Origin of the sequence: Euryhalocaulis caribicus (assembly GCF_000412185.1) — a bacterium.
Taxonomy (GTDB): domain Bacteria; phylum Pseudomonadota; class Alphaproteobacteria; order Caulobacterales; family Maricaulaceae; genus Euryhalocaulis; species Euryhalocaulis caribicus.
The window spans coordinates 20,462-46,301 of record NZ_ASJA01000004.1 but is presented as its reverse complement, the minus strand read 5'-3'; the positions used below and the strand labels follow the sequence as shown (position 1 = coordinate 46,301).

Genomic DNA, 25,840 nt, shown 5'->3' with positions numbered 1-25,840 from the left:
GAAAAGGCGGCCGTCAGGCCGCCTTTTCTTTTGAAAGGCGCTGTTTGAGGGCGCTGGCGATATCGCCCATCGTGGACTTCCAGTCGCCCCAGTTTTCCGGGGAGAAGGCGCGCGTCTGCGGATACCAGAGCAGACGGCCCGCGCCGAGCAGCGGCCAGTGCGACTTGTAGGCGATGAACCAGACATCGGCGCCGGTGGAGGCGGCGAGGTTGGTGGAGGCGTTCATCGGGCCGATGGACAGGTCCAGCGCCGCGCCGAGGGCGGCGACGCCGTCCAGATCGTCCTTGAGGTCCAGATCGTCGAGCTGGTGGATCTTCACGCCGTAATCGGCTTCGGCGCGGGCCAGTTCGTCCGCCGTGTCGCCATATTGCAGGCTGACGAAACTGACGCCGGGCGTTTCCAGAACGCTGCGCCATTGCTCGAACGGTGAGAAGAATTTCGAGCGCTGGGTGGTCATCAGCATGGATTTCCACACGATGCCGACTTTCGGCCCCGGGCCGATGGCGTCCAGCTGCGCCTTGATGGCGGCGACGCATTCGGGGTCCGGCGTCATGTATCCGCTGCGGTCCGGGAAGGCGGCGGTTTCGCCGCGGAAAGCGCGGGCCAGCTCGCCCATGGGCAGCCAGACATCGCAGCCGCCCTGCTCTTCCAGCCATGTGACGGCGCGGAATTTCTTGCCCTCGGCCTCGAACGTGCCGTGCTGGCCGACATGAGCGTCTGGGAAGGAGCGCTGGAACAGCGGGACCAGGCGGCGCGTGCAGGCGATCATCAGTTCGCCGTCCGGGCCAATGACGTCCTGAAGGTCGCGGGCGGCGTTCATGAACAGGATCTCGTCGCCCAGGCCCTGCTCGCCCACCAGCAGCACGCGCTTGCCTTTCAGCTCTCCCGTATCGCCTTCCCAGCGCGGGGCCTTGATCAGGAAGACGGTGGATTTGTTGTAGTCGCGGGTCAGGCGGACGGCGTATTCGTCCCAGCCGCGCGCCACCTGACCGTCGGCCAGCAGCGTATGAGCGAGGCCGTGACGCATCTCCGCCGCGTCGCCGGGGGAGCCCGGGCTTTCCAGCGCGTTCTCGAACGCCGAGATGGCGCCGGGAAGATCGCCAATCAGGTCCAGCGCGTAAGCGAGGTTGTGCCAGCCGCGCGCGAAATCGGGGTCCAGGCGGATCGCTTCGTTATAGAAGGTGACGGCCTGCCCCGGATCGCCGGATTCCAGCAGCACGGTGCCCAGCGCGTTCCACAGGGTCGGCTCCGCCATATTGGCGTAAACCGAGGTCTGGAGAATTTGCGCGGCGTCGTCGAACTGGCCCTTGTCGCGCAGGGCCCCGGCCAGATTGATCGCGCCGTCGGTCGAGTTCGGGCGCATCTTGCGATAGAGGCGGAAAAATTTCTCCGCCGCGTCGACCATGTCCAGCTTCCAGGCGACCAGGCCCAGATTCTGGTAGATGTCGGCGTTTTCCGGGGTCAGGCGCCAGGCGTTTTCGTAATGCTGCAACGCCTGCGAAAGCCGGCCGGCGCGGTCCAGCGTCACGCCCGCGACATGGTGGGCGAGGCCGCTAGACGGGTCCGTCGCCACAGCCTTCTGGGCGAGGTCGATCGCTTTTTCGTTATGGGTTTCCGCCGCCTTCAGGGCGCGCTTCAGGATGGCGATCGTCTTACGCTGGATGGAATCGTCGGCTTCCACTTTAGGCATCAGGCGGCGGTCGGCGGCGTCCTTGAGGGCGCGGCCCTCCGGCTGGTCCTGTTGTGGCGTCATGTGGAAGGGCCCTCGTCTGGCGCGGAAAATCAGGGATTCGCGAAGCAGATTGGAGGCGGGCGGTTAAAGCCCGATTAACCATGAGGGTTCGTGTAAATTCCAAATTCGTTTAAAGTTTTCATTCATTCCTCTTGATCAAAATTGCAATTCAGAAAGCCCCTGTGGGCTAGAAAGACCCGAGACCCCGCCAATGCCTTTGAAACTGTCTTTGAAACCCGGCGAGAAGTTCGTTCTCAACGGCGCGGTCGTGCAGAACGGGGACCGCCGGGCGAACCTGGTTCTGCAGAACAAGGCGTCTGTCCTTCGGGAGAAGGACATCATGCAGCAGGGCGAGGCGACTTCGCCGGCGCGGCGCATCTATTTCCCGGTGATGATGATGTATCTGAACCAGAGCACAAACAGCGGGGAATATTACGACGACTTCGTGCTGCGCATGACCGAGTTCATGAATGCGCTGAGCAATCCGGAGATCCTCGCCGAGTGCGTTTCTGTCAGCCGCGACGTGATGGCGGGCGAGCTGTACAAGGCGCTGCTGCGCTGCCGCAAGCTGATCACCTACGAAGACGAGCGGCTCAAGGGGTAGGGAATGACTCTTCAGGCCTATCAGAAAGCGTATCAGTCGAGCACGACGCGCAGCGAAAACCCGCGCGATACGGAATACCGGCTGTTCGGACAGGTAACGCGGTCGCTGATCGAGGCGTCGCAGGCGCCGCGCGAAGAAATGCAGAAACGCGCCGCGGCGCTGGCCTGGAACCGCAGCGTCTGGTCGGCGCTGGCCACCGATTGCGCGGACGAGGCCAACGGCCTGCCCAAGGAGCTGCGGGCCGGCATCATCTCGCTGTCCATGTTCGTGCGGAAATATTCGCGCGACGTGATGCAGCAGGGCGCCGATTTCGAGCCGCTGATCGACATCAACCGCACCATAATGCAGGGTCTGGCCCCCGGCTCCAGCGCCAACTAGGCGCTGACCGCCCGGCAGAAAAGCGCCCGCATGCCCGGCAAGACTTGCCGCGCGCCTGCGCGCTGTATGCGTCGCCTGTAATTAATTCCTGAAATTCAAGGACTTGGCCGCCGGTCTTCCGCCTGGAAACCGGCATGACGTTTGCGATCCTTGCGGCGGTGCAAAATGCCCTGCCGGCCGCAAAAGCGTCCCGGTCTCGTTTTCCAGAATGGAAGGACCCTAAAATGGCTATCAGCAATTCTGTAAACACCAATCCGGGCGCGTATGTCGCCCTGCAGAATCTGTCGAAGACGAATATGGAGCTTGAGCAGACTCAGAACCGGATCAATACCGGGCTGAAGGTCGCCTCCGCGAAGGACAATGGCGGTATCTACGCCATTGCCCAGAAGATGCGCGCCGAAGTCGCCGGCTATGGCGTGGTTCAGCAATCGCTGGACCGTGGTCAGTCGACGGTCGACGTGTCTCTTTCCGCGGGCGAGGCGATTTCCGATCTGCTCATCCAGATGAAGGAAAAGGCCCTTGGAGCCGCCGATGAGTCGCTGGACACGCAAAGCCGTGACGCACTCAACGAAGACTTCAAGGCCCTGCGCGATCAGATCGCGACCATCGTCGAGAACGCCGAGTTCAACGGCGTCAATTTGATCGATGGATCGACGACTGGCGGCTTCGTGGCGCTGGCGAACGCTGAAGGTTCGAACACGATCACGGTCGGTTCCGAGGACATGTCTCTCTCGGGCTCAATCGTGACGCTTTCGAGCACGGCTTCGTTTGGCACCGCGTCTGACGCCAGCACGATAGCGACGCAGATCGATACTTCGCTCGAGAACGTGAACGAGTCGCTTGCGCGTCTGGGCACGAAATCGAAGGCTCTGGAAATCCATGCCACGTTCGCGACCAAGCTGAGCGACGAGCTGGAAACGGGCATCGGGAACCTGGTCGACGCCGACCTGGCCAAGGAGAGCGCGAAGTTGCAGGCACTGCAAGTAAAGCAGCAGCTGGGCATTCAAGCGCTTTCAATCGCCAATCAGGCGCCGCAATCCATCCTGGGCTTCTTCCAGTAAGTTCGCGCCTCGTCGGGGCCGCCTCCGCGGCGGCCCCGCCGTTTTTTGAAATGGGTCCGATAACAAGAAAATCTTGCCGGGCAGGCAATTTTTGCCGGGTCGAATTTACCGACCCGTCGATGACGCATGTCTGAAATCGGAGAAGGGCGCGATATAAACCGCAATATACTCAACTATTTATAAGTCCTTGGTTAATCGAACCTTTCGCAAAAAGAAAACGGCGCCGTCATTGCGACGGAGGATGCGGGGGCAAAAGGCCCTTGCCCTGCGCAAAAAGCGCGGGGAACTGTCAAAAAGACGGAAGGGAGACCAAGAATGGTCACTGTCAATACGAATCCGGGCGCGATGATCGCCCTGCAAAACCTCAACAACACCAATTCGGAGCTGGCTCAGACCCAGAACCGTATCAATACCGGCCTGAAGGTCGCGTCCGCGAAGGACAATGGCGGCGTGTACGCCATTGCGCAGAAAATGCGTTCGGACGTTGCCGGCTTCAGCGCCGTTCAAAACTCGCTGGACCGTGCGGTTTCGACCGTTGATGTCGCCATGGCCGGCGGCGAAGCAATTTCTGATCTGCTGATCCAGATGAAAGAGAAAGCCCTGGCGGCTTCCGACGAGTCTCTGGATACGGCCAGCCGCGACGCCCTCAACGAGGACTTCGAGGCGCTGCGTGATCAGATCGGCACGATCGTTTCCAACGCCGAATTCAACGGCACGAATCTGATCGACGGTTCTGCCACGGGCGGTTTCGTCGCTCTTGCGAACGCTGATGGCTCCAACACCATCACCGTTGGCTCCGAAGACATGTCTCTGTCGGGTTCGGTTGTGACGCTTGGCGCGTCCGACTCCATCGACACGACAACTGACGCGAGCGCGGCGGTTACGGCCATCGAAACCTCGCTGGATAACCTCAACAGCTCCCTGGCCCGCCTGGGCACGGGCTCGAAGTCTTTGGAGATCCACTCCACCTTCGTGACCAAGCTGTCCGACTCTCTGGAAACCGGTATCGGCAACCTTGTGGACGCCGACCTGGCCAAAGAGAGCGCCAAGCTTCAGTCGCTGCAGGTCAAGCAGCAGCTGGGCATTCAGGCCCTGTCGATCGCCAACCAGGCGCCGTCGACGCTTCTGGGTCTCTTCCGCTAGACGGAAGCTCCACGGAGAGGCGGGAGCTAGAGGGGTCCAGCTCCCGCCGACTCCATTTTTCCGGGCCGAAGCCGGCCGCGTACGAAGTGATCCCTAGCGCTTTGACAAGTGGAAGGAGCCGGTCCGGGACCGGCCGTGTGGTGTCATGAATGGCGAAATATCACCCGTTACGCCGTTGATTGCCGCGCCTTCGGCGAAATCCGAAAAGCGTGAAGAGACGGCCCAGGGCGACGACAAGCGGATCGTTCCGCCGCGTTACGCCTCTGATGTCGAGATTGTCCGCCGGGCGGACGATCAGGACCAGGAGCGCCGTCACCGCGAGTTCCAGGAGAAAATCCGGGCCGCGCTGAACCTCGAAGCCCAGCTGATGATCGACGAAGACGAAGCGACAGGCGCTTTCGTCTATCGCATCATAAACCGCGAGACGGGCGAGCAGCTTCGCCAGTGGCCGCGGGAAGACATGCTGAAGCTGTCGGAATTCTTCCGCGGGCTGGACGGGCAGATCGTCGACCGGAAAGTCTGACGGTCAAGGCCGCCGGGTCGGTCAAAACTGCCGGATCAGCAGACATTTATTGCCGCACTGACCGCCGCGCATTCTGGCAATGCGCGGCGTTGTTTTATCCAAGTTACTGAAATTATTGAGGTTAAGGATATCGATTAACCTTGGCACGGCCATTGCTCCGTGGGCGGGAAGACTACGTTCGCCTTTAGTGGGAGCAGGACCATGGTACTTAGCGTTCACACAAATCAGTCGGCGCTGATCGCCCTGCAGAATTTGAACAAGACCAATGTTGATCTTGAGCAGGCGCAAAACCGCATCAATACGGGCCTCAAAGTATCTGGCGCGAAAGACAACGCCGCCGTTTACGCCGTCGCGCAGGGGATGCGCGCCGATACGGGGGCGCTGAACGCCGTTTCGACGAGCCTGGACCGGGCGAACTCCATTTCCGATATCGCGCTGGCGGCGGGGGAGAGCATCTCCGACCTGCTGGTGGAAATGCGGGAAAAGGCGACAGCCGCCATGGACCCGTCCCTGGATACGTTCAGCCGCGAAGCCTATAACGCCGACTTCAAGGCGCTGATCGACCAGATCAATGTCATCATCCAGAACGCCGAGTTTGACGGCGCGAACATTCTGGACGGGTCGATCTCCGGCGGCATTGAATTCCTGGCCGATGCGGACGCTGCGCGCACGCTGACGCTGAAGACGCAGGACTTCACCTTCTCCGGCTCCATCATTTCCCTGTCCTCCTCGGCAAGTCTTGGAACCGTGACGCTGGCGACCGAGGCGGTCTCCCAGATCAAGGCGAGCCTGGACAATGTGAACCAGGCGCTGGCCAATCTCGGCTCCGACCTCAAGAAGATCGAGGCGCACAACTCCTTCGTCGACAAGCTGAAAGGCTCGCTGGAAGTGGGCGTGGGCAATCTGGTCGACGCGGATCTGGCCAAGGAAAGCGCCAAGTTGCAGGCCTTGCAGGTGAAGCAGCAGCTGGGCGTTCAGGCGCTCTCCATCGCCAACAGCCAGCCGCAGATCATCCTGTCCCTGTTCGGCGGCGGATAGCCCGCTCAACAGACAGCGTAGTCATGATGAAGGGCCCGCCGGAAACGGCGGGCTTTTCGCATTGAGGTGGCCGGGCGTCCGGGCGCAATAGGGTTTGCGCCGCATGGCGGGGGCGGATGATGCGCGGGGCTTTGGTGATCTTCGGCTGGTTGAGCGCGGCCGCGGTCATGCCGGACGGGTTCGTGCGGCGGCTGTTTGGCCTGCCGGCGCTGGTCTATTTCCCCGTCCGGGTGGTTATGAGCATCGGGATCGGCTCGCGGGCGCTGGATGTAGCCGCCCGCATGAAGACCGCTCAGGCCGCGTAGCTTTTCTCGACCATGGCTTGCAGGGCGCGGGCGTCGAAGCGTTCCGGGTTGGTGTCGGAGGAGTATGAGAAATCCTCCGGCGTTTCCGTGGCGCCGTCGGCCAGCCATGCCTGTTTCTTCTCCGGCGAGAAGGCCGGCAGGATGACGTAGCGGTCTTCGATCTCCACGGTCCAGCGGCCGTCGTCTTCCGGCACCATCGTCTCGTGCAGCTTTTCGCCCGGCCGGATGCCGATGATTTTCTGTTCCAGCGACGGGGCGAGGATTTTGGCCAGCTCCACCGTGGTCATGGACGGGATTTTCGGCACGAAGATTTCGCCGCCCTTGGCGTGCTCCAGGCTGGAGAGGACGAAATTCACCCCTTGCTCCAGCGTGATCCAGAAGCGGGTCATGCGCGCGTCCGTGATGGGCAGGGAGTCCGCGCCCTCCGCGATCAGCTTGCGGAAGAAAGGCACGACCGAGCCGCGGCTGCCCATGACATTGCCGTAGCGTACGACCGAGAAGACCGGCCCGCCGGCGCCGCCCATATGTTCGGCGGCGGTGAAGATCTTGTCCGAGGCCAGTTTCGAGGCGCCGTAGAGATTGACCGGATTGGCGGCCTTGTCCGTGGACAGCGCGCAGACGCGTTTCACGCCGGCCTGGATGGCGGCGCGGACCACGTTCTCGGCTCCCATGACATTGGTCTTGATGCACTCGAACGGATTGTACTCGGCGATGGGGACGTGTTTCAGCGCCGCGGCGTGGACGACGATATCAACGTCGCGCATCGCCTGCGTCAGGCGCGAGACGTCCCGCACGTCGCCGATGAAATAGCGCATGAAGGGATAGGTCTCGACGGGGAAACGCTGAGCCATCTCGTATTGCTTCAGCTCGTCCCGGGAGAAGATGATCAGTTTCTTGGGCTTGTATTCGGAGACCACGGTCTCGACGAATTTGTGCCCGAAAGAGCCGGTGCCCCCGGTGACAAGAATGGTCTTGCCGTTGAGGTCGGCGCGCGGGGCGCGGAAATCGCGGCGCGAGATGAGGGCTTCCAGCTTGCGCTCGGCGCTGGCTTGGTCCGTTTCGGCGGTCATGGATCGGGTCGTCCCCTTCGACGGATTCGTTTTCAGGGTCGAAACTGACCGGTTTTGGTTAACGGCTCATTAGGCCGCACGCCTGTAATGTCTGTTTCGTCTCCAGACCAAGGGGGGCGAGACACGTGAGCTTCGCCGTTATCGTTCAGGCCCGCACGGGGTCCAGCCGGCTTCCGGGCAAGATTCTGGAAATGCTGGGCGCGAAAACCGCGCTGGAGCGGTGTCTCGACCGTTGCAGGCAAATTCCCGGCGCGGACCTGGTGGTCGCCGCCATTCCCGACATCGAAGACGATGACGAGCTGGCCGAGTTCGCCGCCGACAAGGGTTATTTTGTTTCCCGCGGGTCCGAAAAGGACGTGCTGTCGCGCTACGCCAGGGCGGCGCGCGAGGCGGACGCGGAGACCGTGATGCGCGTGACCTCCGACTGTCCGTTCATTGATCCGCAGATTTGCGGCGAGACGGCGCAATTGCTGGCCAGTTCCCGCGCCGATTACGCCTGCAACAACATGCCGCCGAGATTTCCGCACGGGCTGGACTGCGACATCTTTCCGGCCGCGCTTCTGCATGAGGCTGACCGGAAAGCGCATGACCCCTATGACCGCGAACACGTAACGCCATGGCTGCGGACCAATCCCAATCTGGTCCGCGCCGCGCTGCTCGGCCCCGGGGAGGGGGGCGAGCGTCTGCGCTGGACGCTGGATTACCCGGAAGACCTGCAATTGTGCCGCGATATCTACGCGGCGCTGGGGGAGGCCGCGGCGACGGTCAGCGCGCCGGCCCTGATCCGCTTCTGCATGGATAACGCGCATCTGCTGAACGCCAATGAAGGCCGGGTGGACGAGGCGCGGCTGACAGCCGGCGCAAAGGCGACCCTGACCACGGCGCGCAAGACGCTGGAGCCGGCGGCGTGAAGCGGTGGCTCGTCCTTGGAGGGTCGGGGACCCTCGGCCGGGCCATCAGCGCCGAAATCCGCCAGCGCGGCGACTCCGTGGTCACCGCGGCCCGGCGCGGGGCGGACCTTCCCGTCGATATTCGCCAGGCGAACTGGCTTTCCGGCGCGCTGGAAGCGGTGAAGCCGGACGGGATTATCAATTCCGCCGCCATCGTGGATCTGAAAGCCTGCGAGGCGGACCCGGAGCTGGCGCATGCGGTGAACGCCGCGCCGGTGGGCGATCTGGCCCGCTGGAGCCGGGAGACCGGCGGGGCGCTGATCCAGATTTCCACGGACCATTATTTCGACGGCGATGGCGACGCGGCCCATGACGAGGACGCGCCGGTCACGCTGCTGAACGAGTATGCGCGATCGAAGTTTGCCGGCGAGGAATACGCGCTGGAAGCGCCCGGCGCGCTGGTCGTGCGGACCAATGTGACCGGCCATAATCCGGGCCGCGAGACGCCGACTTTCGCCGACTGGGCCGCCGCCTCCATCCGCGAGCGCCGCCGCCTGACCCTGTTCGAGGATTTCTTCACCTCCACCATTGATGCGGAGTCGCTGGCCGCGGCCGTGCTGGATCTGCACGCGGCGGGGGCGTCGGGCGTGCTGAACGTGGCGTCCAGCGACGTGTCCTCCAAATGGGAGTTTGTTCACGACCTCGCCGCAGCGATGGGAATCGTTCTTGATTGGGCGGAGCGCGGAACGGCGCGGGGGATGACGCCGCCGCGCGCCTTGAGCCTAGGGCTGGATGTGCGCCGCGCCGAAGCCATACTGGGCCGCCCGCTGCCGGACCTTCTGGAGGTCTGCGCGGCGCTGGCCGACACGATTGAAGGAAATGCGCCCGAATGGAATGGGACGAACAATTCGAAATCAATGGCCGGACGGTCGCGCGGGGCGCGCCGGCCTATTTTATCGCCGATATTGCCTCTTCGCATGACGGGCAGCTAGACCGCGCGGTCTCGCTGATCCATCTGGCGAAGGAAGCCGGGGCGGACTGCGCCAAGTTCCAGCATTTTCTGGCCCGCGACATTGTCTCCGACGAAGGCTTCAAGGCGCTGGGCGGTCAGATGGCCCACCAGTCCGAGTGGAAGCAGTCCGTCTACGAGATTTTCGAGAAATACCAGACGCCGCGCGACTGGACCGAAACGCTGGTCGCCGAATGCGGCAAGGCCGGCATCGATTACATGACGACGCCCTACGACCTGCAGGCGGTGGAGCTGATGGCGCCGCATCTGGAGGCCTACAAGATCGGCTCCGGCGACATCGCCTGGACGGAGATGATCCGCACGGTGGCGCGCACCGGAAAGCCGGTTTTCATCGCCACGGGCGCAGCTGACATGGCGGATGTCGAGCGCGCCATGGACGCGGCGCTGACCGAGACGCGACAGATCTGCCTGATGCAGTGCAACACCAATTACACGGGCGATCCGAAGAATTTCGGCTATGTGAATCTGAACGTGCTGAAGGGGTTTGCCGAACGCTGGCCGGGCCTGCCGCTGGGCCTGTCGGATCACACGCCGGGCCATGCGGCGGTGCTGGGCGCGATCACGCTGGGCGCGTGCGCGGTGGAAAAGCATTTCACGGACGACAATGACCGCGACGGGCCGGACCATCCCTTCTCCATGAATCCGCACAGCTGGCGCGAAATGGTGGACCGCACGCGGGAGCTGGAGCTGGCGCTGGGCGACGGGGTGAAGCGGATTGAGCCGAACGAACATGACAGCGCGGTGGTGCAGCGCCGCTGCCTGCGCCTGACCCGCGCGATGAAAGCCGGGGAGACGATTGGCGAGGACGACCTGGAGGCTTTGCGGCCCCGCCCCGAGGGCTCCATCGAACCGTTCGAGATGGGCAACGTGGTCGGGACGACGCTGACGGCGGACAAGCTGAAAGGCTCCGCCCTGCTGCGGGACGACCTGGCATGATGAGCGGGACCCATACGGCCCTGCGCGAGATCCTTGAAGAGGATCTGGAAGCGCTGCGCGTCTGGCGGAACAATCCGGACCAGCGCCGCTATTTCCGCGAGTATCGCGACATCACGCCTTCCATGCAGAAGGGCTGGTACGAGAACACGGTCTGCAGGGACGACCGGGTGCGCATGTTCGCCATTGCCGAGAAGGCGAGCGGGCGGCTGCTGGGCGCGTGCGGGCTTTGCTATATCGACTGGCTGCGCCGCTCGGCCGATTTCTCCATCTATCTGGGCGCGGACGATCTCTATATCGACGACACTTTCGCGCCGGACGCCGCGCGCCTGTTGCTGCGCTACGGGTTCGAGGAACTGAACCTGCACAGGGTGTGGGCGGAGATTTACGATTTCGATTCCGCCAAGCGCGATTTCCTGCCCGCCCTCGGCTTCAAACTGGAAGGGCGGCACCGCGAGACCCACTGGTCGGAGGGACGCTGGTCGGACTCGCTTTTCTACGGACTGCTGGACCGCGAATATTTCGGCTAGCGCCTGAACGTCCCCGCCGCATTGCGAAGCGCGCCGCGCCGCCCTAGCGTGACTCCCGAAATCGAAGAGATGAATCTTTCGGGGAGTTAGACCGCATGCGCCTTGTCACCACAGCCCTTTCCGTCGCCCTTCTGGCCGCGCCCGCCTTTGCGCAGGACGCCCATGACTATGTCGCCGAGCGCGTGGACGCACGCGAGGATATGGCGGTCGATACCGCCGAGAAGCTGTGGAACTGGGCCGAAGTCGGCTATCAGGAAACGCAGAGCACGGACCTGCTGCAATCGCGGCTGGAGAGCGAAGGGTTCGAGATCGAGGAGGGCGTGGCCGGAATCCCGACCGCCTTCATCGGCGAATGGGGCGAGGGCGGTCCGGTCATCGCCATCCTGGCCGAGATGGACGCCCTGCCGGGGATTTCGCAATCCGCCTCGCCGACGCGAGAGATTGTCGAGGGCAAGCACGCCGGCCAGGCCTGCGGCCACCACCTGTTCGGGTCGGCCTCGGTCACCGCGGCGCTGGCCGTGCGCGACTGGCTGGAAGAAACCGGCACGCCGGGGCGCATCCGCGTCTATGGCACGCCCGCCGAGGAGGGCGGTTCGGGCAAGGTGTATATGGCGCGCGCGGGCCTGTTCGGCGATGTCGACACAGTGCTGCACTGGCACCCCTCGGACCAGAACAAGGCCAATCCGGGATCGAACCTGTCCAACCGTTCGGGACGTTTCACCTTCACGGGCGTTTCCAGCCATGCCGCCGCCGCGCCCGAAAAGGGCCGCAGCGCGCTGGACGGCGTCGAGGCCATGAACATGATGGTGAACATGCTGCGCGAGCACGTGACGCAGGAAACCCGCATTCATTACGTGATCACCGAAGGCGGCGAAGCCCCGAACGTGGTGCCCGATTCCGCGCAGGTTTATTACTATGTCCGCAATCCCGAGGTGGACGGACTGGAAGCGGTCTGGGCGCGCGTTCTGAAGGCCGCCGAAGGGGCCGCGACCGGCACGGGAACCGAGGTGGACGTGGAAGTGATGCACGGCAACCGTCCGCTGCTGGCTAATGAATCGCTGCAAAAGCGCATGCATGAAAACCTGCAGGAAGTCGGCGGCGTGGAATATGACGCCGAGGAACTGGCCTTCGCCGAAAAAATTCGCGAATCCCTGGACAGCCCGGAAATCGAGCTGGGCTCTCAGGAAGAGGTCTATCCCTACGAGATGGAGCAGAGCTATGGCTCCACCGATGTGGGCGATGTCAGCTGGGTCGCGCCGACGGCGGGCCTGCGCACGGCGACCTGGGTGCCCGGCACGTCGGCCCATAGCTGGCAGGCGATTGCGGCGGGCGGCATGAGCATCGGCCACAAGGGCATGATCAACGCCGCCAAGGTGCTGGCGATGACCGCGACCGATCTCTACACGGACGAGGCGCTGCTGCAGTCCGCCAAGGACGAGTACCAGTCCCTGATCGGGCCGGACTTCGAATATTACGCGCTGCTGGGCGACCGCGAGCCGCCGCTTGATTACCGCAAATAGCAAGGCGCAGGGTCGAACCATGGCCGGAGACGGAAAAACGGAAAAGGAAGAGCGCGAGGCGCGGCTGGCGGAGGAATTGCGCAAAAACCTCCGCCGCCGGAAGCAGGCGTCCAAGGCGGTAAAGGAGAAAAACCGCAAAGACGCCTGAACCGCGCCTTCACTTGGCCGTTGTGTTTTCGCCTCATCACGCCATAAGGCCCGAAACTCTCAACCCGTAACGCCCGCGGAGCATCATGGATTCCATTATCATTGGCGGCGGCAAGCCGCTGAACGGCGACATTCCGATTTCCGGCGCCAAGAACTCGGCGCTGAAGCTGATGGCGGCGGCGCTGCTGACCGACGAAAAAATCACGCTGACCAACATGCCGCGGCTGCGCGACACGCGCTTTCTGGCCGATCTGCTGGGCGATCTGGGAATGGCGGTGGATGAAGAGGGCGACAATGTCACCCATCTTCACGCGCCGCATATTACCTCGACCGTGGCGCCCTATGACCGGGTGCGGAAGATGCGCGCCAGCTTCAACGTGCTGGGCCCGCTTCTGGCGCGCGCGGGGAAGGCGGAAGTCTCCCTGCCCGGCGGATGCGCCATCGGCGCGCGGCCGGTGGACCTGCACCTGCAGGCGATCAGCCGCTTTGGCGCGGCCATCGAGCTGTCGGCCGGCTATGTCCACGCCTTCGCGCCGGACGGGCTGCGCGGCGGCCATGTGAACTTCCCTTTCGTTTCGGTCGGCGCGACCGAGCACGCCATGATGACCGCCGCGCTGGCCAAGGGCGAGAGCGTTCTGGAGAACGCGGCGCGGGAGCCGGAAATCGTCGACCTGGCCGATTTCCTGAACAGTTTCGGCGCGAAGATCGAAGGCGCGGGCACGTCCACGATCCGGATCGAGGGCGTCGAGCGCCTGTCGGGCGGGACCTACTCCGTGGTGCCTGACCGGATCGAAACGGGCACGTTCGCCATCGCCGCCACGGCGGCCGGCGGCAAGGTGCGCCTGACCGGCGTGCGCGAAGAACATCTGCACGCCCTGTGGCCGCTGCTGGAAGCGGCGGGGGCGGAAATCGGGCTGAACGGGGACAGCGTGACGATCTCTCGCGATCCGTCCTCTCGGCCGCACTCGGTCGATATGGCGACCCAGCCCTATCCGGGGTTTCCGACCGATCTGCAGGCGCAGTTCATGGCCTTGATGACGATTGCCGACGGGGCTTCGGTCATCCGCGAAAATATCTTTGAGAATCGCTTCATGCATGCGCCGGAGCTGAACCGCATGGGCGCCAATATCCGCGTCGATGGCAATGAAGCGGTGGTGCGCGGCGTGGAAAGCCTGGTCGGCGCGCCGGTCATGGCGACGGATTTGCGGGCCTCGGTTTCGCTGGTGATTGCGGGGCTGGTCGCCGAGGGGCAGACGCAGGTGAATCGCGTCTATCATCTTGACCGCGGCTTTGAGCGGCTGGAAGAAAAGCTGGGCCGGGTAGGCGCCGAGGTGCGGCGCGCCCCGGGCGAATAGGGACAGGATATTCCATGGCGAAACCCAAGCCGCTGAAGCTGAAGGCCGAGGATGCGGAGGATCTGAAGATCATCTCCGCCGCGCTTCAGGATGCGATCGGACGGCTGGGCGATTTTCGCTATGACCGGACCGAGCGTCATTTCACCGCCGAGTTCAACCGTTTCCAGTGGGAAGCGGCGGAGCAGGGGCGCAAGCAGCGCGTCCGCAGCGCCGTGCGCTTCCACGACGTGATGGATACAAAGGCCAGAAACCTGAAACGCGACGCCGCCGAGGCGGTGGTCGAGCTGCTGGCCATCGAGTTCGAGCCGGGCGAAGCGCCGGGCGGGGCCTTGCGCCTGATCTTCTCCGGCGGCGGTGAAATGCGGCTGGAGGTCGAATGTATCGATGCGCTGCTGGCCGATGTCTCAGCGCCCTGGCCGACGCGGCGCGCGCCCGAACACGCCGATGACTAGGCGTTCATGAGCGATAGCGCGGAGCACAAGCTGGTCGCGGTGCGGCTGGACAAGGCGTCGCTGGCCGCCTCCAGCGCCGACGCGGAGCATGAGCGGCGCGTGGCGATCTATGACTTGCTGGAAGAAAACAGCTTCAAGCCCAAAGACAGCGAGACCGGCCCTTACGAGCTGGATCTGTCGCTGGCCGACCAGCGGCTGGTCATGGCGGTCAGCCGGCCCGAAGGCGAGGCGGTCCATACCTTTGTTCTTTCGCTGTCGCCCTTTCGCGGCGTCATCAAGGACTATTTCATGATCTGCGAAAGCTATTACGAGGCGATCCGCACCGCCGCCCCCTCCCGGATCGAGGCGATCGATATGGGCCGCCGGGGTTTGCATAATGAGGGATCGGAGCTGTTGCAGGAGCGGTTGTCGGGCAAGGTCGAGGTGGATTTCGACACCGCGCGGCGGCTGTTCACGCTGATCTGCGCGCTGTCGCGCCGGGGCGTGGTGACATGAGCGCTTCCAGACCCGCCGCCGTGCTGTTCGCCTGCAACATGAACTCCATCCGCTCGCCGATGGCGGCCGCGCTGGCGCGGCGGCGGTTTGGCAAATGGCTGCACGTGGAATCCTGCGGCGTCATGGCGGGCATGGCCGACCCCTTTGCCGAATTCGTTATGGACGAGCTGGGCGTGGATATGAGCGGGCACGAGGCCAAGGCGTTCGAGGACCTGGAAGAGAATAATTTCGACCTGATTATCAGCCTGACGCAGGAAGCCGACCTGCGGGCGAAGGAAATCACCAAGGGGCTGTCGGTCGAGACTGAATTCTGGCCCATTCCCGACCCCACGATGGAGGCCGGATCGCGCGAGCGGCGGCTGGAGGCGTTCCGCGCCCTGCGGGACGATCTGGACCGCCGGATTGCAGCGCGCTTCGCCGATCTATCGACGAATCCGCTTTGAGGCGCCATATACAGGCGCAAATACGCAAAATTACCGAGTTAGAGGAGCCGCATGGCGAAAGAAGAATTGCTGGAATTTCCGGGCGAGGTTGTCGAACTTCTGCCCAACGCGACCTTCCGGGTGAAACTGGAAAACGACCATGAGATCATCGCCCACACGGCGGGCAAGATGCGCAAGAACCGCATCCGCGTGCTGGCCGGCGACAAGGTGCTGGTCGAGATGACGCCTTATGACCTGACCAAGGGGCGCATCACCTATCGCTTCAAGTAAGCCGCGCGCCGGCATGCGTGCGGACGCGCCCCTGATCCTGGCCAGCGCCAGCCCGCGACGCGCGGAGCTGCTGGCCCGCATCGGCGTCACGCCGGACCGGATCAGCCCAGCCGACATTGATGAAACGCCCGCCAGGGCCGAGCTGCCGCGCCCCTACGCGCAGCGGCTTGCGCGCGAGAAAGCGCGGGCCGTGGCGGAAGAGGGCGCTTTCACTCTGGCCGGGGATACGGTCGTGGCGGTGGGACGGCGGATTCTGGAAAAGCCGGAAGATGAGGCGCAGGCGCGCCGCTTCCTGACCCTGATGTCGGGCCGCCGCCACACGGTGATCACGGCCATCTGCCTGATCGCGCCCGATGGCGCGGCGTCTGAACGCTGTGTCGAGACGCAGGTGAAGTTCAAGCGCCTGACCGAGGCCGAAATCGCCGCCTATCTGAAAAGCGGGGAATGGCGGGGCAAGGCGGGCGGCTATGGCGTGCAGGGCATGGCCGAAATGTTCGTCACCCATATCAATGGATCTCATTCGGCGGTGGTGGGCCTGCCGCTATACGAGACCGCCAGCCTGTTGAGCGGGCGGGGCTATCCGATTCTTGCCGGCGATGACGGCGATGCGTGAGTTGCTGATCGACGCGGCGGTGGGCGAGACCCGCACCGCCCTGATCGAAGGCGGCCGCATTGCCGAGATTCATGTTGACCGCTGGAGCGAGGCGGGCCGCTTCGCCGCCGCCGGGGTTCGCTATCGCGTCCGCGTCGCCAGCATCGACCGGGCGCGGGGCGGGGCCTTCGTGGAACTGGGCGTGGGGCCTGCGGGCTGGATGCCGCTCTCGAAAGACCGAAAAGACGTGACCGAGGGCGCTGCCGTGGAGGCGCGCGTACGGGCCGAGGCGCACGCGGATAAAGGCCCGCTGATGGTGTTCGAGGCGCTGGCGGAGCCGGGCGCGAACGCCCCGGAGCTGTTGTCCGGCGAGGCGAGCTGGGGCGCGCGTTTTCCGGAGGACGAGATTGTCGTCCGGCAGGCGGAAATCGTGGACCGGACGGATATTGACGACACGATCCATGCGGCCCTGGGCGCGCGGGCGGCGATCCCCGGCGGGGGGACGCTCTGGATCGAGCCGACGCGGGCGCTGACCGCCATTGATGTGGATTCCGGCGGACGCGAAATGAAGGGCGGCAAGGCGCGCGCGACCAAATCGCTGATTGTCGACGCCGCCGCGGAAATCGCTTTCCAGACGCGGTTGCGCGGGCTGGGCGGCCTGTTGGCCGTGGACCTGCCGCATTTGCCGCGCCCGGCCCGCAAGGAGGCGGACGCGGCCATGCGCAAGGCGTTCGCGAACGATCCGCGCCGGGTGGAGTTCGCCGGGCTGTCGCGCTTCGGGATCATGGAAATCGCGCGCGAGCGGGCCGAACGGCCGCTGGCGGAGATCATGCTGAACGAGGACGGGGCCTTGAGCGTGGAGAGCGCGGCGCTGGCCGCGCTGCGGGCGCTGGAGCGGGAAGGGGCGGCCAATCGCGGCGCGCAACTGACGCTACGCGCAGCGCCGGAGGTGATTGGCTGGCTGAAGCGCGATACAATCGGCTGGCGCGCCGCGATGACCGAGAGACTCGGCCCGCGCTTCGAGATCGAGAACGATCCGGAGGCCGCGCGCGACAGGGCGGACGTGAAACTCCGCTAGGGAGGGAGGACATCATGGAAGACGGCAAGGTGCTGAGCGCTGAACAGATCGCCGGTTATTGGGAGGATGGCTATATCGTCATCCCCGGCGTGCTTTCGGCGGACGAGATCGAGACCTACAAGGCGCGCGCCCGCGCGGTGGCGCACGGCGAGTATCCGCCGGAGGCCAAGTCCCGCATCATGCGCGACGTGCGTATCGCCAAGGGGGTTGTTCCGGCGCCGGAAGATCCCGAAGACGGGCTGTGGAAGCTGATGAACCCGGACCGGTTCGACCAGACCTTCCGCGATTTCACCTATACGCCGAAGCTTCTGGACCCGGTGGAGGACTTGCTGGGGCCGGACCTGATCGCCTTCCTGATGATGATGATCTACAAGCCGCCCAAGGTGGCCGACGCGGTGCACCCTTTCCATCAGGACGCCTTTTATTTTCCGTTCGGCCCGCACGAAAAAGTGCTGGGCTGCTGGATCCCGCTGGATGACGCCGATGAGTCGAACGGCACGCTGGTCGTGGTGCCGGGGTCTCACAAGAACGGGGTGGCGGCGCACGAATATCCCGACGGGCTGGTGAATATGGGCAGCTTCCATATTCCGGGCGCGGACGAGGCCGAAGGCGCGAAAGTGCTGGAAGTGAAGGCCGGGGATGCGGTGCTGTTCAATTCCCGCACCTGGCACAAGAGCCTTGGCAACCGGTCAGAGCGGCGCCGGCGGGTGATCACCATGCACGCCGCCAGCGCCGAATGCGCGCCGACGCGCGACGCCGATATCGGCGAATTCGGGATGCGCCTGGTGCGCGGGGAGCTGCATGAGGGCGGCATCCAGCCGCCGGCGGAGGCGAGCCTGGCGTTCAGGACGCACAGCGCCTCCAGCTTCGAGAATGATGTCAGCCTGCCGCAACGATAAGAAAAGGTCCGCATGCCCCGTAAAACAGCCAGTCCCGCCTGTCCGATCTGCGGCGATCCCGCGGACAAGAGCTACAAGCCGTTCTGTTCGCGCCGCTGCGCGGACGTCGACCTTGGCCGCTGGCTGAAGGGCAAATACGCCATACCGGGGGAGCCTGTGGACCCGCGCAGCCGCCTCGAAACGGAAGAGGATGGAAATTAGGCGCCGCGCGGTCTTGGCTTGGCTTTTCGCCTCGCCTATAAGCGCGCCTCTCGCCCATGCGAACGCTGTCCCTCAAACGGGATTCGCGACGGGGCCCGGGTAGCTCAGTTGGTAGAGCAGCGGATTGAAAATCCGCGTGTCGGCAGTTCAATTCTGTCCCCGGGCACCATTTTCCTCACTGAAGATCAGCGTCTGGTCCGCTCTCAAGACAATCGGCGAATCTGCGCCAGAGCGGCGCGGCGTCTTCCCTGACTTCGTAGACATTGGCCGGGTGACGGCGGTGCGTTGTTGTGTGGATGAGCCGGAAACGCGCGTCCTGGCCGAGGAAAGCCGCCCCGCGATATTCAAAAATGAACCGGACCCGGTTTTCAAAGACCGTCTGGTCGATCAGCGCGTAATTGGCGGCCCGGTACGGGTTGCGGCCGGCGATGTGATGCGCCCGGGCGACGATGCCGACACATTGCTCCGGTATTTCCGCCCGGCCGAGAATAGCATCATAGATACGGCGATCGCCGGACCGGGGGCGCAGGATGTTCTTGCTGGGGCTGTTGAGAGGAGACACGAAGACCCGCCGCTCGAAGGACGGAAAATGAAAGCTGTAAGTGTGCTCCCCGGAATTGATCAGAAGCAGATTGGCCTCCGGAAACTGCTTCAGCAGCTGGATGACCATGGCTGACATATATTCGTTCTGCAGGCCCTGCGCGGTGCGGTCCGGAAATGCGTCCAGACGGCGGTCTATAAAGTCGAGAGAGACCGCGTGGCCGCGGGTCACGATCTGGGCGTTATACAGAATGCAAAGTCCCAGAAGCACATAGAGTCCGGGGCGCGCCCGCGGCAGCCTGGTGACCATCAGCGCCAGCCCCGCCGCCAGCAGCGCCAGCCAGAACACCTGATAGCGGCCCACGGACGAGTAATTGTCGGCGCCTTCCTGGGCGACCTGAAAGCCCCATTGCGTGATCAGGATGGCGTTGGCCGCCAGGATGGCGGCGGCGAAAATATAAAAACGCCCGGCTTCCGGCTGGTCCCGGAAGCCGGTTCTTGCGTGAAACACGGCGGCGGCCGCCGCGAAGGACAGCGTCAGCACCGGCGCAAGGATGCCAAAACCGCCCGAATTCGCCATGAAATCGCGGTCCAGGGGCGGAAGCGACAGCAGCAGGTGCGGGGCCAGTTTCACGATCGCCAGAAACGCGTCCCAATGAGACGCCTCTGTGCTGATGACCCCCTTGTCATAGAATTGTTCCGGCAGCGGGGCCGCCCCGAACGTTACGGGAAAGTCATAAGGATAGAGCGGGTTTCCGAAGCCTGTCAGGTTCGCCAGATAGACCGCGCCGCCAATCGCAAGGATGACAGCGCCCGCGGCGAGCGTTTCGGAGCCGACCACGGCAAAGCGGCCGGTCTGATCGCTAAGCCGGATGCGCTGGACGAACCATATGAGGGCGGCGAAGGCGACGGTCACGACGCCAAAACTCTTGGTTCCCAGCGCAAGCCCCGCGGCGGCGGCGAAGATGATCCAGTTCAGTCTGAACTGATCCTGACGGAGAGCGGTGAAAATGGCCGTCAGGGACGCCGCCCAGAACAGAATATCGGCCCCGTGATTCATGCCCTGCAACAGGACCAGCGGCGCGGATGAGGCCGTGACGGACAGAATGAAAGCCGGCGCGGCGTCCGCGCCGAAACTGCGCGCGATGAAATAGGTCACAGCGGGCCAGAGCGCGAAAACGCATAGCAATGGAAACAGGCCGGAGAGAATGTCGCTGCCGATCAGGACCAGCGGCAAGCCCCAGAGCAATCCCGTGACGTGGGGGAAGTGGTTGATCCTGAAATCGGCTTCCGGGGCGTAGGCGATCTGGTCCATCGCCGCCCAGCTGACGGGGGCGGCGAAATGATAGCGCAACGCATCCCCGATGCTCGCGGGCGTCACGATCTGCGCGTAAGCGCCATAGAGCAGTAACAGGATCCATGCCGCTGCAAACGGCCAGACAATGGCGGGAATGGCGCCGGGGGAGGGAAGGCTGCGCCTGGGTAAGCGCGCCTGCCCCCACAAAAAATAGAGTGTGGCGAGACCGGCGGCCAGCAGCGCCAGCGCAGCGGCGACATAGGCGGGCCGGGTAAAGGAAATCCGGCCCACGGCCTCCGTGAAGGCGGCGGTGATGGCGAGAAACGCAATCAGATAACCGGCCACGAAGGCCGCGCCGTTACGCGGCCCGGCCAGCCGTGTCAGCGCCAGGGCCGCCGCGCCAAGGGCGCCCAGCACGACAAGCGCGGAAATGATTGCGGAGACGACCAAGAATGATGACCCGGGAATGGCGATGGCGGCGCTCAATACGCTTGTAGCGCAAAGGCGTGCACAGCTGAACCAAAAGAAAACGCGGGCCGCGCGGTTTTGCCCCTCGCATTCGGCGGGCGCATGCTTACGCTGACGTGAGGGAGAGGCGGCGTCAGATCGCCTTTAAAGGGGAGATTATGGCCGAAGAGCATTTCGACGTGCTGGTCGTGGGGGCCGGAGTCTCGGGCATTGCGGCGGGGTATCACCTGCAGAAACGCTGCCCGGACCGTCGCTACGCCATTCTGGAAGCGCGCGCGGCGATGGGCGGAACCTGGGACCTGTTCCGCTATCCGGGCATACGCTCCGATTCCGACATGTATACGTTCGGCTACGCTTTTCGCCCCTGGACCAGCGGCAAGGTGTTCGCCGACGGCCCGGCCATCCGCCACTACGTGAAGGACACGGCGGAGCGCCACGATATTGAAAGCCATATCCGTTACCGGCATCGCGTCGTGTCCGCCGACTGGGACGGCAAGTCGGCGCGCTGGACCGTCACCGTGGAGCGCGGCGAGGACGGCGCGCGAGCCATCTATACTTGCGGCTTCCTGATGATGTGTTCGGGCTATTATCGCTACGACAAGGGCTATCTTCCCGCGTTCGAGGGGATGGAGGATTTCACCGGCCGCATCGTGCACCCGCAACACTGGCCGGAGGATCTGGATTATGCCGGCAAGCGGGTGGCGATCATCGGCAGCGGCGCGACGGCGGTGACGCTGGTCCCCGCCATGGCGGAAACGGCGGCGCATGTGACGATGGTGCAGCGGTCGCCCAGCTATATCGCGGCGCGGCCGATGCGGGACCGTATCGCCGACGGATTGCGCAAAGTCTTGCCGGGCGGGCTGGCCTATAGCCTGACCCGGGCCAAGAACGTGCTGCTGACCATCTATTTCTACCAGCTCTCCCAGCGCTTTCCGGAATTCGTGAAACGTCAGGTGATGAAGGCGATCGAGAAGAAGCTGGGCGAGGACGCCGCTGTCGGGACGCATTTCAACCCGAGCTATAATCCCTGGGACCAGCGTTTCTGCCTGGCGCCGGACGGCGATTTCTTCCAGGCGCTGAAAGACGGCAAGGCGTCCATCAGGACTGACCATATCGACCGGTTCACACCGGACGGGCTTGAGCTGAAATCGGGCGAAGTGGTGGAAGCGGACATCATTATCCCCGCCACCGGCCTGCAGATGCTGCTGCTGGGCGGCGTCGATTTCAGGGTCGATGGCGCGCCGTTCGTGGCGAAGGATTCGTTCGCCTATCGCGGCATGATGCTGAGCGGAATGCCGAACCTGGCGCTGGCCTTCGGCTACACCAACGCGTCATGGACGCTGAAAGTGGACCTGACGTGCGAGCGGGTCTGCCGTCTGCTCAATCACATGAAGCGCAAGGGCTATGACTATGTAGAGCCCGTCGCGCCGCCGGATCTGGAAGCGGAGCCGCTTCTGGATTTCTCGTCGGGCTATGTACAGCGCTCCATCGCCGAGTTTCCGAAACAGGGCGCGCGTCCGCCGTGGCGGGCCTATCAGAACTATATCCAGGACATGCTGGCGATCCGCTATGGCAAGCTGGAAGACGGGGAAGTGCATTTCGGGGAAGCGGGCGATGCAATGACGGGCCGGGATAATGCTCCCGCGAAGGCGGCGGAATGAGCGGCCGCATGGACTTTGCGGGCCGCACAGCCGTGATCACGGGGGCGGCCAACGGCATTGGCGCGGCGCTGGCCGGGGCGCTGTCCGCGCGCGGCTGTCACCTGGCGCTGGCCGATATCAATATGGCCGGTCTGGAGGCGGTGCGGAAATCCCTGCCGGGGGAGGGACGGGCCACCCTTCACGCGGTCGATGTCTCCCAACCCGACGCCATCGCGGCGTTCGCCAAGGCGGTGAGGGACGAACATGGCGGGGCTCATCTGCTGTTTAACAATGCCGGAGTCGCTGTCGGCGGGACGTTCGAGGAGATTGCGCCGGAGGATTTCGAGTGGCTGTTCGCCATCAATTTCTGGGGCGTGGTGCGCGTGACGCGCGCTTTCCTGCCTCTGCTGCGGGAAGCGGACGCCGCGCACATTACCAATATTTCCAGCATTTTCGGCGTCATCGCCCCGGCCGGCCAGACCGCCTATAGCGCCAGCAAGTTCGGGGTGCGCGGCTTTTCGGATGCGCTGCGGCATGAGCTGGCGGGATCGCCGGTCGGGGTGACCACCGTGCATCCGGGCGGCGTCGCCACGCAGATTGCCGATAGCGCCCGCATTCCGGCCGGAGCGAGCGAGAAAGAGATCGCGGCGCGGCGGGAACAGGCGAAACGTCTGCTGACCATGCCGTCGCCGCAAGCCGCCGAAATCATCCTGAAGGCTGTTGAAAAGCGTAAACCCCGCGTGCTGGTCGGGCGGGACGCAAAATTGGCGGCCCTGTTCGAGCGGCTGAGCCCCGGCGGCTACTGGTCCCTGATCAATCGCCGCGCGGAAAGAATATAGACGGAGAAGCCCATGACCGCCTTTCTGATCGTTCTGGCGATACTGATTGCGATAATCGCCCTGCCGCTGCTGGGGCTGTTCCTGTTTTCCCGGCGCATGGCGGCCAAGGTGGAGGCCGGAATGCCGCCGCCGGGGCGGTTCACCGATGTTGAAGGCGGACGCATTCACTGGCTGTCAAAGGGCAAGGGACGGCCCGTCGTGATGATTCACGGCCTGTCGGGCAATCTGCATAACTTCACTTACGCTACCGCCAAGCCTCTCGCGGCCGATTACCGCGTCATCGCGGTTGACCGGCCCGGTTGCGGCTATTCCGCGCGGGACCGGGACGATCTGGCGCGGATTCCCGAACAGGCGCGCATGATCGCCGAGTTTCTTGAAAAGGAAGGCATCGAGAAGCCGCTGATCGTCGGGCATTCGCTGGGCGGCGCCGTGGCGCTGACCCTGGCGGTCAATCATCCCGAACGGGTTGGCGGACTGGCGCTGGTCTCGCCCCTGGTCGAGCCGCAGGACGAAGCGCCGCCGATGTTCAGGAGCATCGATATTTCCAGCCCGCTTATCCGCCGCCTGATCGCGGAGACCATCGCCGTTCCGATGGCGATACGGCGCGGCGCGAAGACGCTGGCGCTGGTGTTCGCGCCGGACAGGCCGCCTGCGGATTTCGGGGTGAAGGGCGGGGGGCTGTTGTCGCTGCGGCCGGACGCGTTCTACGCCACCTCCACCGATCTGCACGCCGTGCCGATGGACTTGCCGGGGATCGCGCCGCGCTATGGCGAGATATCGGTTCCCGCCGGGGTTCTCTATGGGGCGCAAGACCGCGTTCTGGATGCGCAAACCCATCTGGACGCGTTGCGCGCGGCGCTGCCGGAAATCGAAATCGTGACCCTGCCGGAAACCGGCCATATGCCGCTGGCCGCCGCCCCGGAAGAGACGGAAAGCTTCATCCGGCGCATGGCGGACAGGACATTCGCCTAGCGGCGGGCGGTGATCGCCGGCGTGTCGCGGGAATAGAGCACCAGCGCGCCGGTGTCCGAAATCCCGAAACGGTCGATGCCGGATAGCGCGGTCAGGAAGCGGTTTTCCTGATTCATCAGAGCCGGGGCGCAGGCCTTCTTGGTCGACATGGCGCGCTCGAAACTCAGCCCTTCGCCGGTGATCGAATATGAGGCGTTATAGGTGTTGCAGGAGGCCATGCCGCTGACCCGGCCTTCTTCCTGAAAATTCAGCGTGACGCGGGAGGAGTCGATGATGCCGCCCTGCGCGATATCCTCGACCACCCATTCCGGGCCGGTCAGCAGGTCTTCCGGCGCGCCGCCGCAACCCTCAAGCGTCTGGTCCGGCGTCTCCACCGTGACCGATTTTGGATAGTTCATGCCGCTCATCGGATCCTGGCAGAGCGTGTCCCGGACCGTGGCCACGACGTTATCGGAAAGCGCATAGCGGACGCCGCTATTGACGGGCTCTGGCGCCGGCGCTTTGAAAGTGGCGCGGTTCTGGCCGTAATCGGTCAGCAATTCCGCCTCTTCAGCGCCGATGGTGAGCGACCAGCCCGGCTCCTGCCCGATCGCGGTCAGTTGCGGCGTCCCGGCGATTTCGTCGGTGTCCGGCGCTGCGGTCCCGGCGGAGTCTTCATTCTGCCGAATGCCTTCGCCGGCCGTCGTCGTGGGGCGGTCGGAATTGTCCTGGGTCATGGCCGTCTCCGTCTCTGCCGCGGGGGCGGCGCGGTCGGGATCGCAGCCCGTGGCGCCGATAACGCCAAAGGCGAGAAGGCAGAGGAGCGGCTGGGCGGATAGCGGGCTGGTCATATCATTCTCCGGCGGCTTGCTGCGGGGGCGATTGCGCCTCCCCCGCAGGTAAAACCCGAAAACGGCTATTTTGATCCGTGGAAACTAGAAGCGGCGGCCCTCGCCGGGAAAGCCGCTGCGCGAGCGCAGATCGGACCGCACAACGCGCGCCGCGTTGCCGCGCATGACGTCCTGACAGATCAGGCCGCCATCAGGGGCATAGACGCGCAGCGTCGCGCGGAAGCTGTTCTCGCGCTCCACATCGATGCGGCTGAGCCCGCCGCGGCGCCAGCCATAGCCGCCGAAATCGCCGGTCAGACGGGCGGAGGTCGAGCCGGTGGGCGTATAGATGTCGGCGATCATCTCATATTCGCCGGTGACGCCGCGATCGGCGGAGGCGCGCAGGGAAACGCCCTTTGCGTTGCGTTCCACCTGAATCGCGCAGCCATCGGGGGCGGAGGCGAGATTGGCCGGGGCCGCGCCCGCAGCGCCCGCCAGGGCCGTCAGCGCCGCTGCGCCGGCAATCAGAAGTCCGTGTTTCATCGGGGCCGCTCCATTGTCCTGTTCAGTGACCATGGAGGCGTTT

Annotated in this window: 30 protein-coding genes and 1 tRNA gene; 26 read left to right on the top strand and 5 right to left on the bottom strand. The window is 64.3% G+C overall.

Going from position 1 to position 25,840, the window contains the following annotated elements; translation table 11 throughout:
* Positions 1–13 precede the first annotated feature (13 nt).
* The gene (locus tag L338_RS04560; RefSeq protein WP_022697186.1) at positions 14–1,753 is read right to left on the bottom strand and encodes a tetratricopeptide repeat protein; all 1,740 of its coding nucleotides are present in this window, start codon (positions 1,751–1,753) and stop codon (positions 14–16) included.
* 190 nt (positions 1,754–1,943) lie between these two features.
* Here L338_RS04560 and flbT point away from each other — a divergent pair, with 190 nt between their 5' ends.
* The 7 genes from flbT (at position 1,944) to L338_RS04525 (ending at position 6,784) form a co-directional block, all read left to right on the top strand.
* Complete coding sequence (gene flbT / locus L338_RS04555) at positions 1,944–2,336, top strand: flagellar biosynthesis repressor FlbT (protein WP_022697185.1); 393 nt, start codon at positions 1,944–1,946, stop codon at positions 2,334–2,336.
* A 3-nt stretch (positions 2,337–2,339) separates the two neighbouring features.
* On the top strand, positions 2,340–2,714 hold the full coding sequence (gene flaF, locus L338_RS04550) for a flagellar biosynthesis regulator FlaF (RefSeq protein ID WP_022697184.1): 375 nt from the start codon (positions 2,340–2,342) through the stop codon (positions 2,712–2,714).
* Between the two features lie 224 nt (positions 2,715–2,938).
* Complete coding sequence (locus tag L338_RS04545) at positions 2,939–3,775, top strand: flagellin (protein WP_022697183.1); 837 nt, start codon at positions 2,939–2,941, stop codon at positions 3,773–3,775.
* 315 nt (positions 3,776–4,090) lie between these two features.
* Positions 4,091–4,918, top strand: coding sequence for a flagellin (locus L338_RS04540; RefSeq protein WP_022697182.1), 828 nt, complete (start codon positions 4,091–4,093; stop codon positions 4,916–4,918).
* Positions 4,919–5,063: 145 nt separating this feature from the next.
* Positions 5,064–5,441, top strand: a complete 378-nt coding sequence (locus L338_RS04535; RefSeq protein WP_022697181.1) for a flagellar protein FlaG — start codon at positions 5,064–5,066, stop codon at positions 5,439–5,441.
* Positions 5,442–5,642: 201 nt separating this feature from the next.
* A complete protein-coding gene (locus tag L338_RS04530) occupies positions 5,643–6,479 on the top strand; it encodes a flagellin (protein WP_022697180.1) in 837 nt (278 codons plus the stop codon).
* Positions 6,480–6,595: 116 nt separating this feature from the next.
* Positions 6,596–6,784 carry a hypothetical protein gene (locus L338_RS04525; protein WP_022697179.1) on the top strand — a complete coding sequence of 63 codons (189 nt, stop codon included), beginning with the start codon at positions 6,596–6,598 and terminating at the stop codon, positions 6,782–6,784.
* On the opposite strand, the gene pseB is transcribed toward L338_RS04525, so the two are convergent.
* Complete coding sequence (gene pseB / locus L338_RS04520) at positions 6,772–7,854, bottom strand: UDP-N-acetylglucosamine 4,6-dehydratase (inverting) (RefSeq protein WP_022697178.1); 1,083 nt, start codon at positions 7,852–7,854, stop codon at positions 6,772–6,774. The two genes, L338_RS04525 and pseB, sit on opposite strands and share 13 nt — an antisense overlap.
* Before the next feature lie 125 nt (positions 7,855–7,979).
* On the opposite strand from pseB, the gene L338_RS04515 reads away from it, so the two are divergent.
* From L338_RS04515 to L338_RS04445, 16 genes are all read left to right on the top strand, one after another.
* A complete protein-coding gene (locus L338_RS04515; RefSeq protein ID WP_022697177.1) occupies positions 7,980–8,765 on the top strand; it encodes a cytidylyltransferase domain-containing protein in 786 nt (261 codons plus the stop codon).
* A complete protein-coding gene (locus tag L338_RS04510; RefSeq protein WP_022697176.1) occupies positions 8,762–9,736 on the top strand; it encodes an SDR family oxidoreductase in 975 nt (324 codons plus the stop codon). The genes L338_RS04515 and L338_RS04510 overlap by 4 nt, the downstream gene beginning before the upstream one ends.
* Entirely contained in the window at positions 9,634–10,710 is a 1,077-nt protein-coding gene (locus L338_RS04505) for an N-acetylneuraminate synthase family protein (protein WP_022697175.1), read from the top strand. Before L338_RS04510 ends, L338_RS04505 begins: the two co-directional genes overlap by 103 nt.
* Positions 10,707–11,237 (top strand): GNAT family N-acetyltransferase, encoded by a 531-nt coding sequence (locus tag L338_RS04500; protein ID WP_022697174.1) that lies wholly within the window; start codon positions 10,707–10,709, stop codon positions 11,235–11,237. The genes L338_RS04505 and L338_RS04500 overlap by 4 nt, the downstream gene beginning before the upstream one ends.
* Positions 11,238–11,332: 95 nt before the next feature.
* Positions 11,333–12,757, top strand: a complete 1,425-nt coding sequence (locus L338_RS04495; RefSeq protein ID WP_022697173.1) for an amidohydrolase — start codon at positions 11,333–11,335, stop codon at positions 12,755–12,757.
* A 19-nt stretch (positions 12,758–12,776) separates the two neighbouring features.
* Positions 12,777–12,905 carry a hypothetical protein gene (locus tag L338_RS18085; protein ID WP_022697172.1) on the top strand — a complete coding sequence of 43 codons (129 nt, stop codon included), beginning with the start codon at positions 12,777–12,779 and terminating at the stop codon, positions 12,903–12,905.
* A gap of 85 nt (positions 12,906–12,990) precedes the next feature.
* Positions 12,991–14,259 (top strand): UDP-N-acetylglucosamine 1-carboxyvinyltransferase, encoded by a 1,269-nt coding sequence (gene murA / locus L338_RS04490; protein WP_022697171.1) that lies wholly within the window; start codon positions 12,991–12,993, stop codon positions 14,257–14,259.
* A 14-nt stretch (positions 14,260–14,273) separates the two neighbouring features.
* Positions 14,274–14,711 carry a DUF2948 family protein gene (locus L338_RS04485; protein WP_022697170.1) on the top strand — a complete coding sequence of 146 codons (438 nt, stop codon included), beginning with the start codon at positions 14,274–14,276 and terminating at the stop codon, positions 14,709–14,711.
* A gap of 6 nt (positions 14,712–14,717) precedes the next feature.
* Positions 14,718–15,206 (top strand): UPF0262 family protein, encoded by a 489-nt coding sequence (locus tag L338_RS04480; RefSeq protein ID WP_022697169.1) that lies wholly within the window; start codon positions 14,718–14,720, stop codon positions 15,204–15,206.
* The gene (locus tag L338_RS04475) at positions 15,203–15,649 is read left to right on the top strand and encodes an arsenate-mycothiol transferase ArsC (protein WP_022697168.1); all 447 of its coding nucleotides are present in this window, start codon (positions 15,203–15,205) and stop codon (positions 15,647–15,649) included. Before L338_RS04480 ends, L338_RS04475 begins: the two co-directional genes overlap by 4 nt.
* 51 nt (positions 15,650–15,700) lie before the next feature.
* Positions 15,701–15,919, top strand: a complete 219-nt coding sequence (gene infA, locus L338_RS04470; RefSeq protein WP_022697167.1) for a translation initiation factor IF-1 — start codon at positions 15,701–15,703, stop codon at positions 15,917–15,919.
* A 13-nt stretch (positions 15,920–15,932) separates the two neighbouring features.
* The gene (locus tag L338_RS04465; RefSeq protein ID WP_022697166.1) at positions 15,933–16,532 is read left to right on the top strand and encodes a Maf family protein; all 600 of its coding nucleotides are present in this window, start codon (positions 15,933–15,935) and stop codon (positions 16,530–16,532) included.
* Positions 16,525–17,589, top strand: a complete 1,065-nt coding sequence (locus tag L338_RS04460; protein WP_033310562.1) for a ribonuclease E/G — start codon at positions 16,525–16,527, stop codon at positions 17,587–17,589. The genes L338_RS04465 and L338_RS04460 overlap by 8 nt, the downstream gene beginning before the upstream one ends.
* A gap of 14 nt (positions 17,590–17,603) precedes the next feature.
* Positions 17,604–18,488 carry a phytanoyl-CoA dioxygenase family protein gene (locus L338_RS04455; protein WP_022697164.1) on the top strand — a complete coding sequence of 295 codons (885 nt, stop codon included), beginning with the start codon at positions 17,604–17,606 and terminating at the stop codon, positions 18,486–18,488.
* A 12-nt stretch (positions 18,489–18,500) separates the two neighbouring features.
* Positions 18,501–18,689 (top strand): DNA gyrase inhibitor YacG, encoded by a 189-nt coding sequence (locus L338_RS04450; RefSeq protein WP_022697163.1) that lies wholly within the window; start codon positions 18,501–18,503, stop codon positions 18,687–18,689.
* Between the two features lie 93 nt (positions 18,690–18,782).
* Positions 18,783–18,858 (top strand) — tRNA-Phe (locus tag L338_RS04445).
* A 6-nt stretch (positions 18,859–18,864) separates the two neighbouring features.
* Here L338_RS04445 and L338_RS04440 read toward each other — a convergent pair.
* Positions 18,865–21,012 carry a hypothetical protein gene (locus L338_RS04440; protein ID WP_022697162.1) on the bottom strand — a complete coding sequence of 716 codons (2,148 nt, stop codon included), beginning with the start codon at positions 21,010–21,012 and terminating at the stop codon, positions 18,865–18,867.
* Positions 21,013–21,152: 140 nt separating this feature from the next.
* Between L338_RS04440 and L338_RS04435 the strand changes: the two genes are divergently transcribed.
* Genes L338_RS04435 through L338_RS04425 form a run of 3 tightly spaced genes read left to right on the top strand, consistent with a single transcriptional unit; the run spans position 21,153 to position 24,445 of the window.
* The gene (locus tag L338_RS04435) at positions 21,153–22,655 is read left to right on the top strand and encodes a flavin-containing monooxygenase (protein ID WP_022697161.1); all 1,503 of its coding nucleotides are present in this window, start codon (positions 21,153–21,155) and stop codon (positions 22,653–22,655) included.
* The gene (locus L338_RS04430; RefSeq protein ID WP_022697160.1) at positions 22,652–23,473 is read left to right on the top strand and encodes an SDR family NAD(P)-dependent oxidoreductase; all 822 of its coding nucleotides are present in this window, start codon (positions 22,652–22,654) and stop codon (positions 23,471–23,473) included. The genes L338_RS04435 and L338_RS04430 overlap by 4 nt, the downstream gene beginning before the upstream one ends.
* A 12-nt stretch (positions 23,474–23,485) precedes the next feature.
* A complete protein-coding gene (locus L338_RS04425) occupies positions 23,486–24,445 on the top strand; it encodes an alpha/beta fold hydrolase (protein WP_022697159.1) in 960 nt (319 codons plus the stop codon).
* On the opposite strand, the gene L338_RS04420 is transcribed toward L338_RS04425, so the two are convergent.
* The gene (locus L338_RS04420) at positions 24,442–25,275 is read right to left on the bottom strand and encodes an META domain-containing protein (RefSeq protein WP_022697158.1); all 834 of its coding nucleotides are present in this window, start codon (positions 25,273–25,275) and stop codon (positions 24,442–24,444) included. The genes L338_RS04425 and L338_RS04420 overlap by 4 nt on opposite strands.
* An 84-nt stretch (positions 25,276–25,359) precedes the next feature.
* Positions 25,360–25,797 (bottom strand): curli-like amyloid fiber formation chaperone CsgH, encoded by a 438-nt coding sequence (csgH, locus tag L338_RS04415; RefSeq protein WP_022697157.1) that lies wholly within the window; start codon positions 25,795–25,797, stop codon positions 25,360–25,362.
* Positions 25,798–25,840 lie beyond the last annotated feature (43 nt).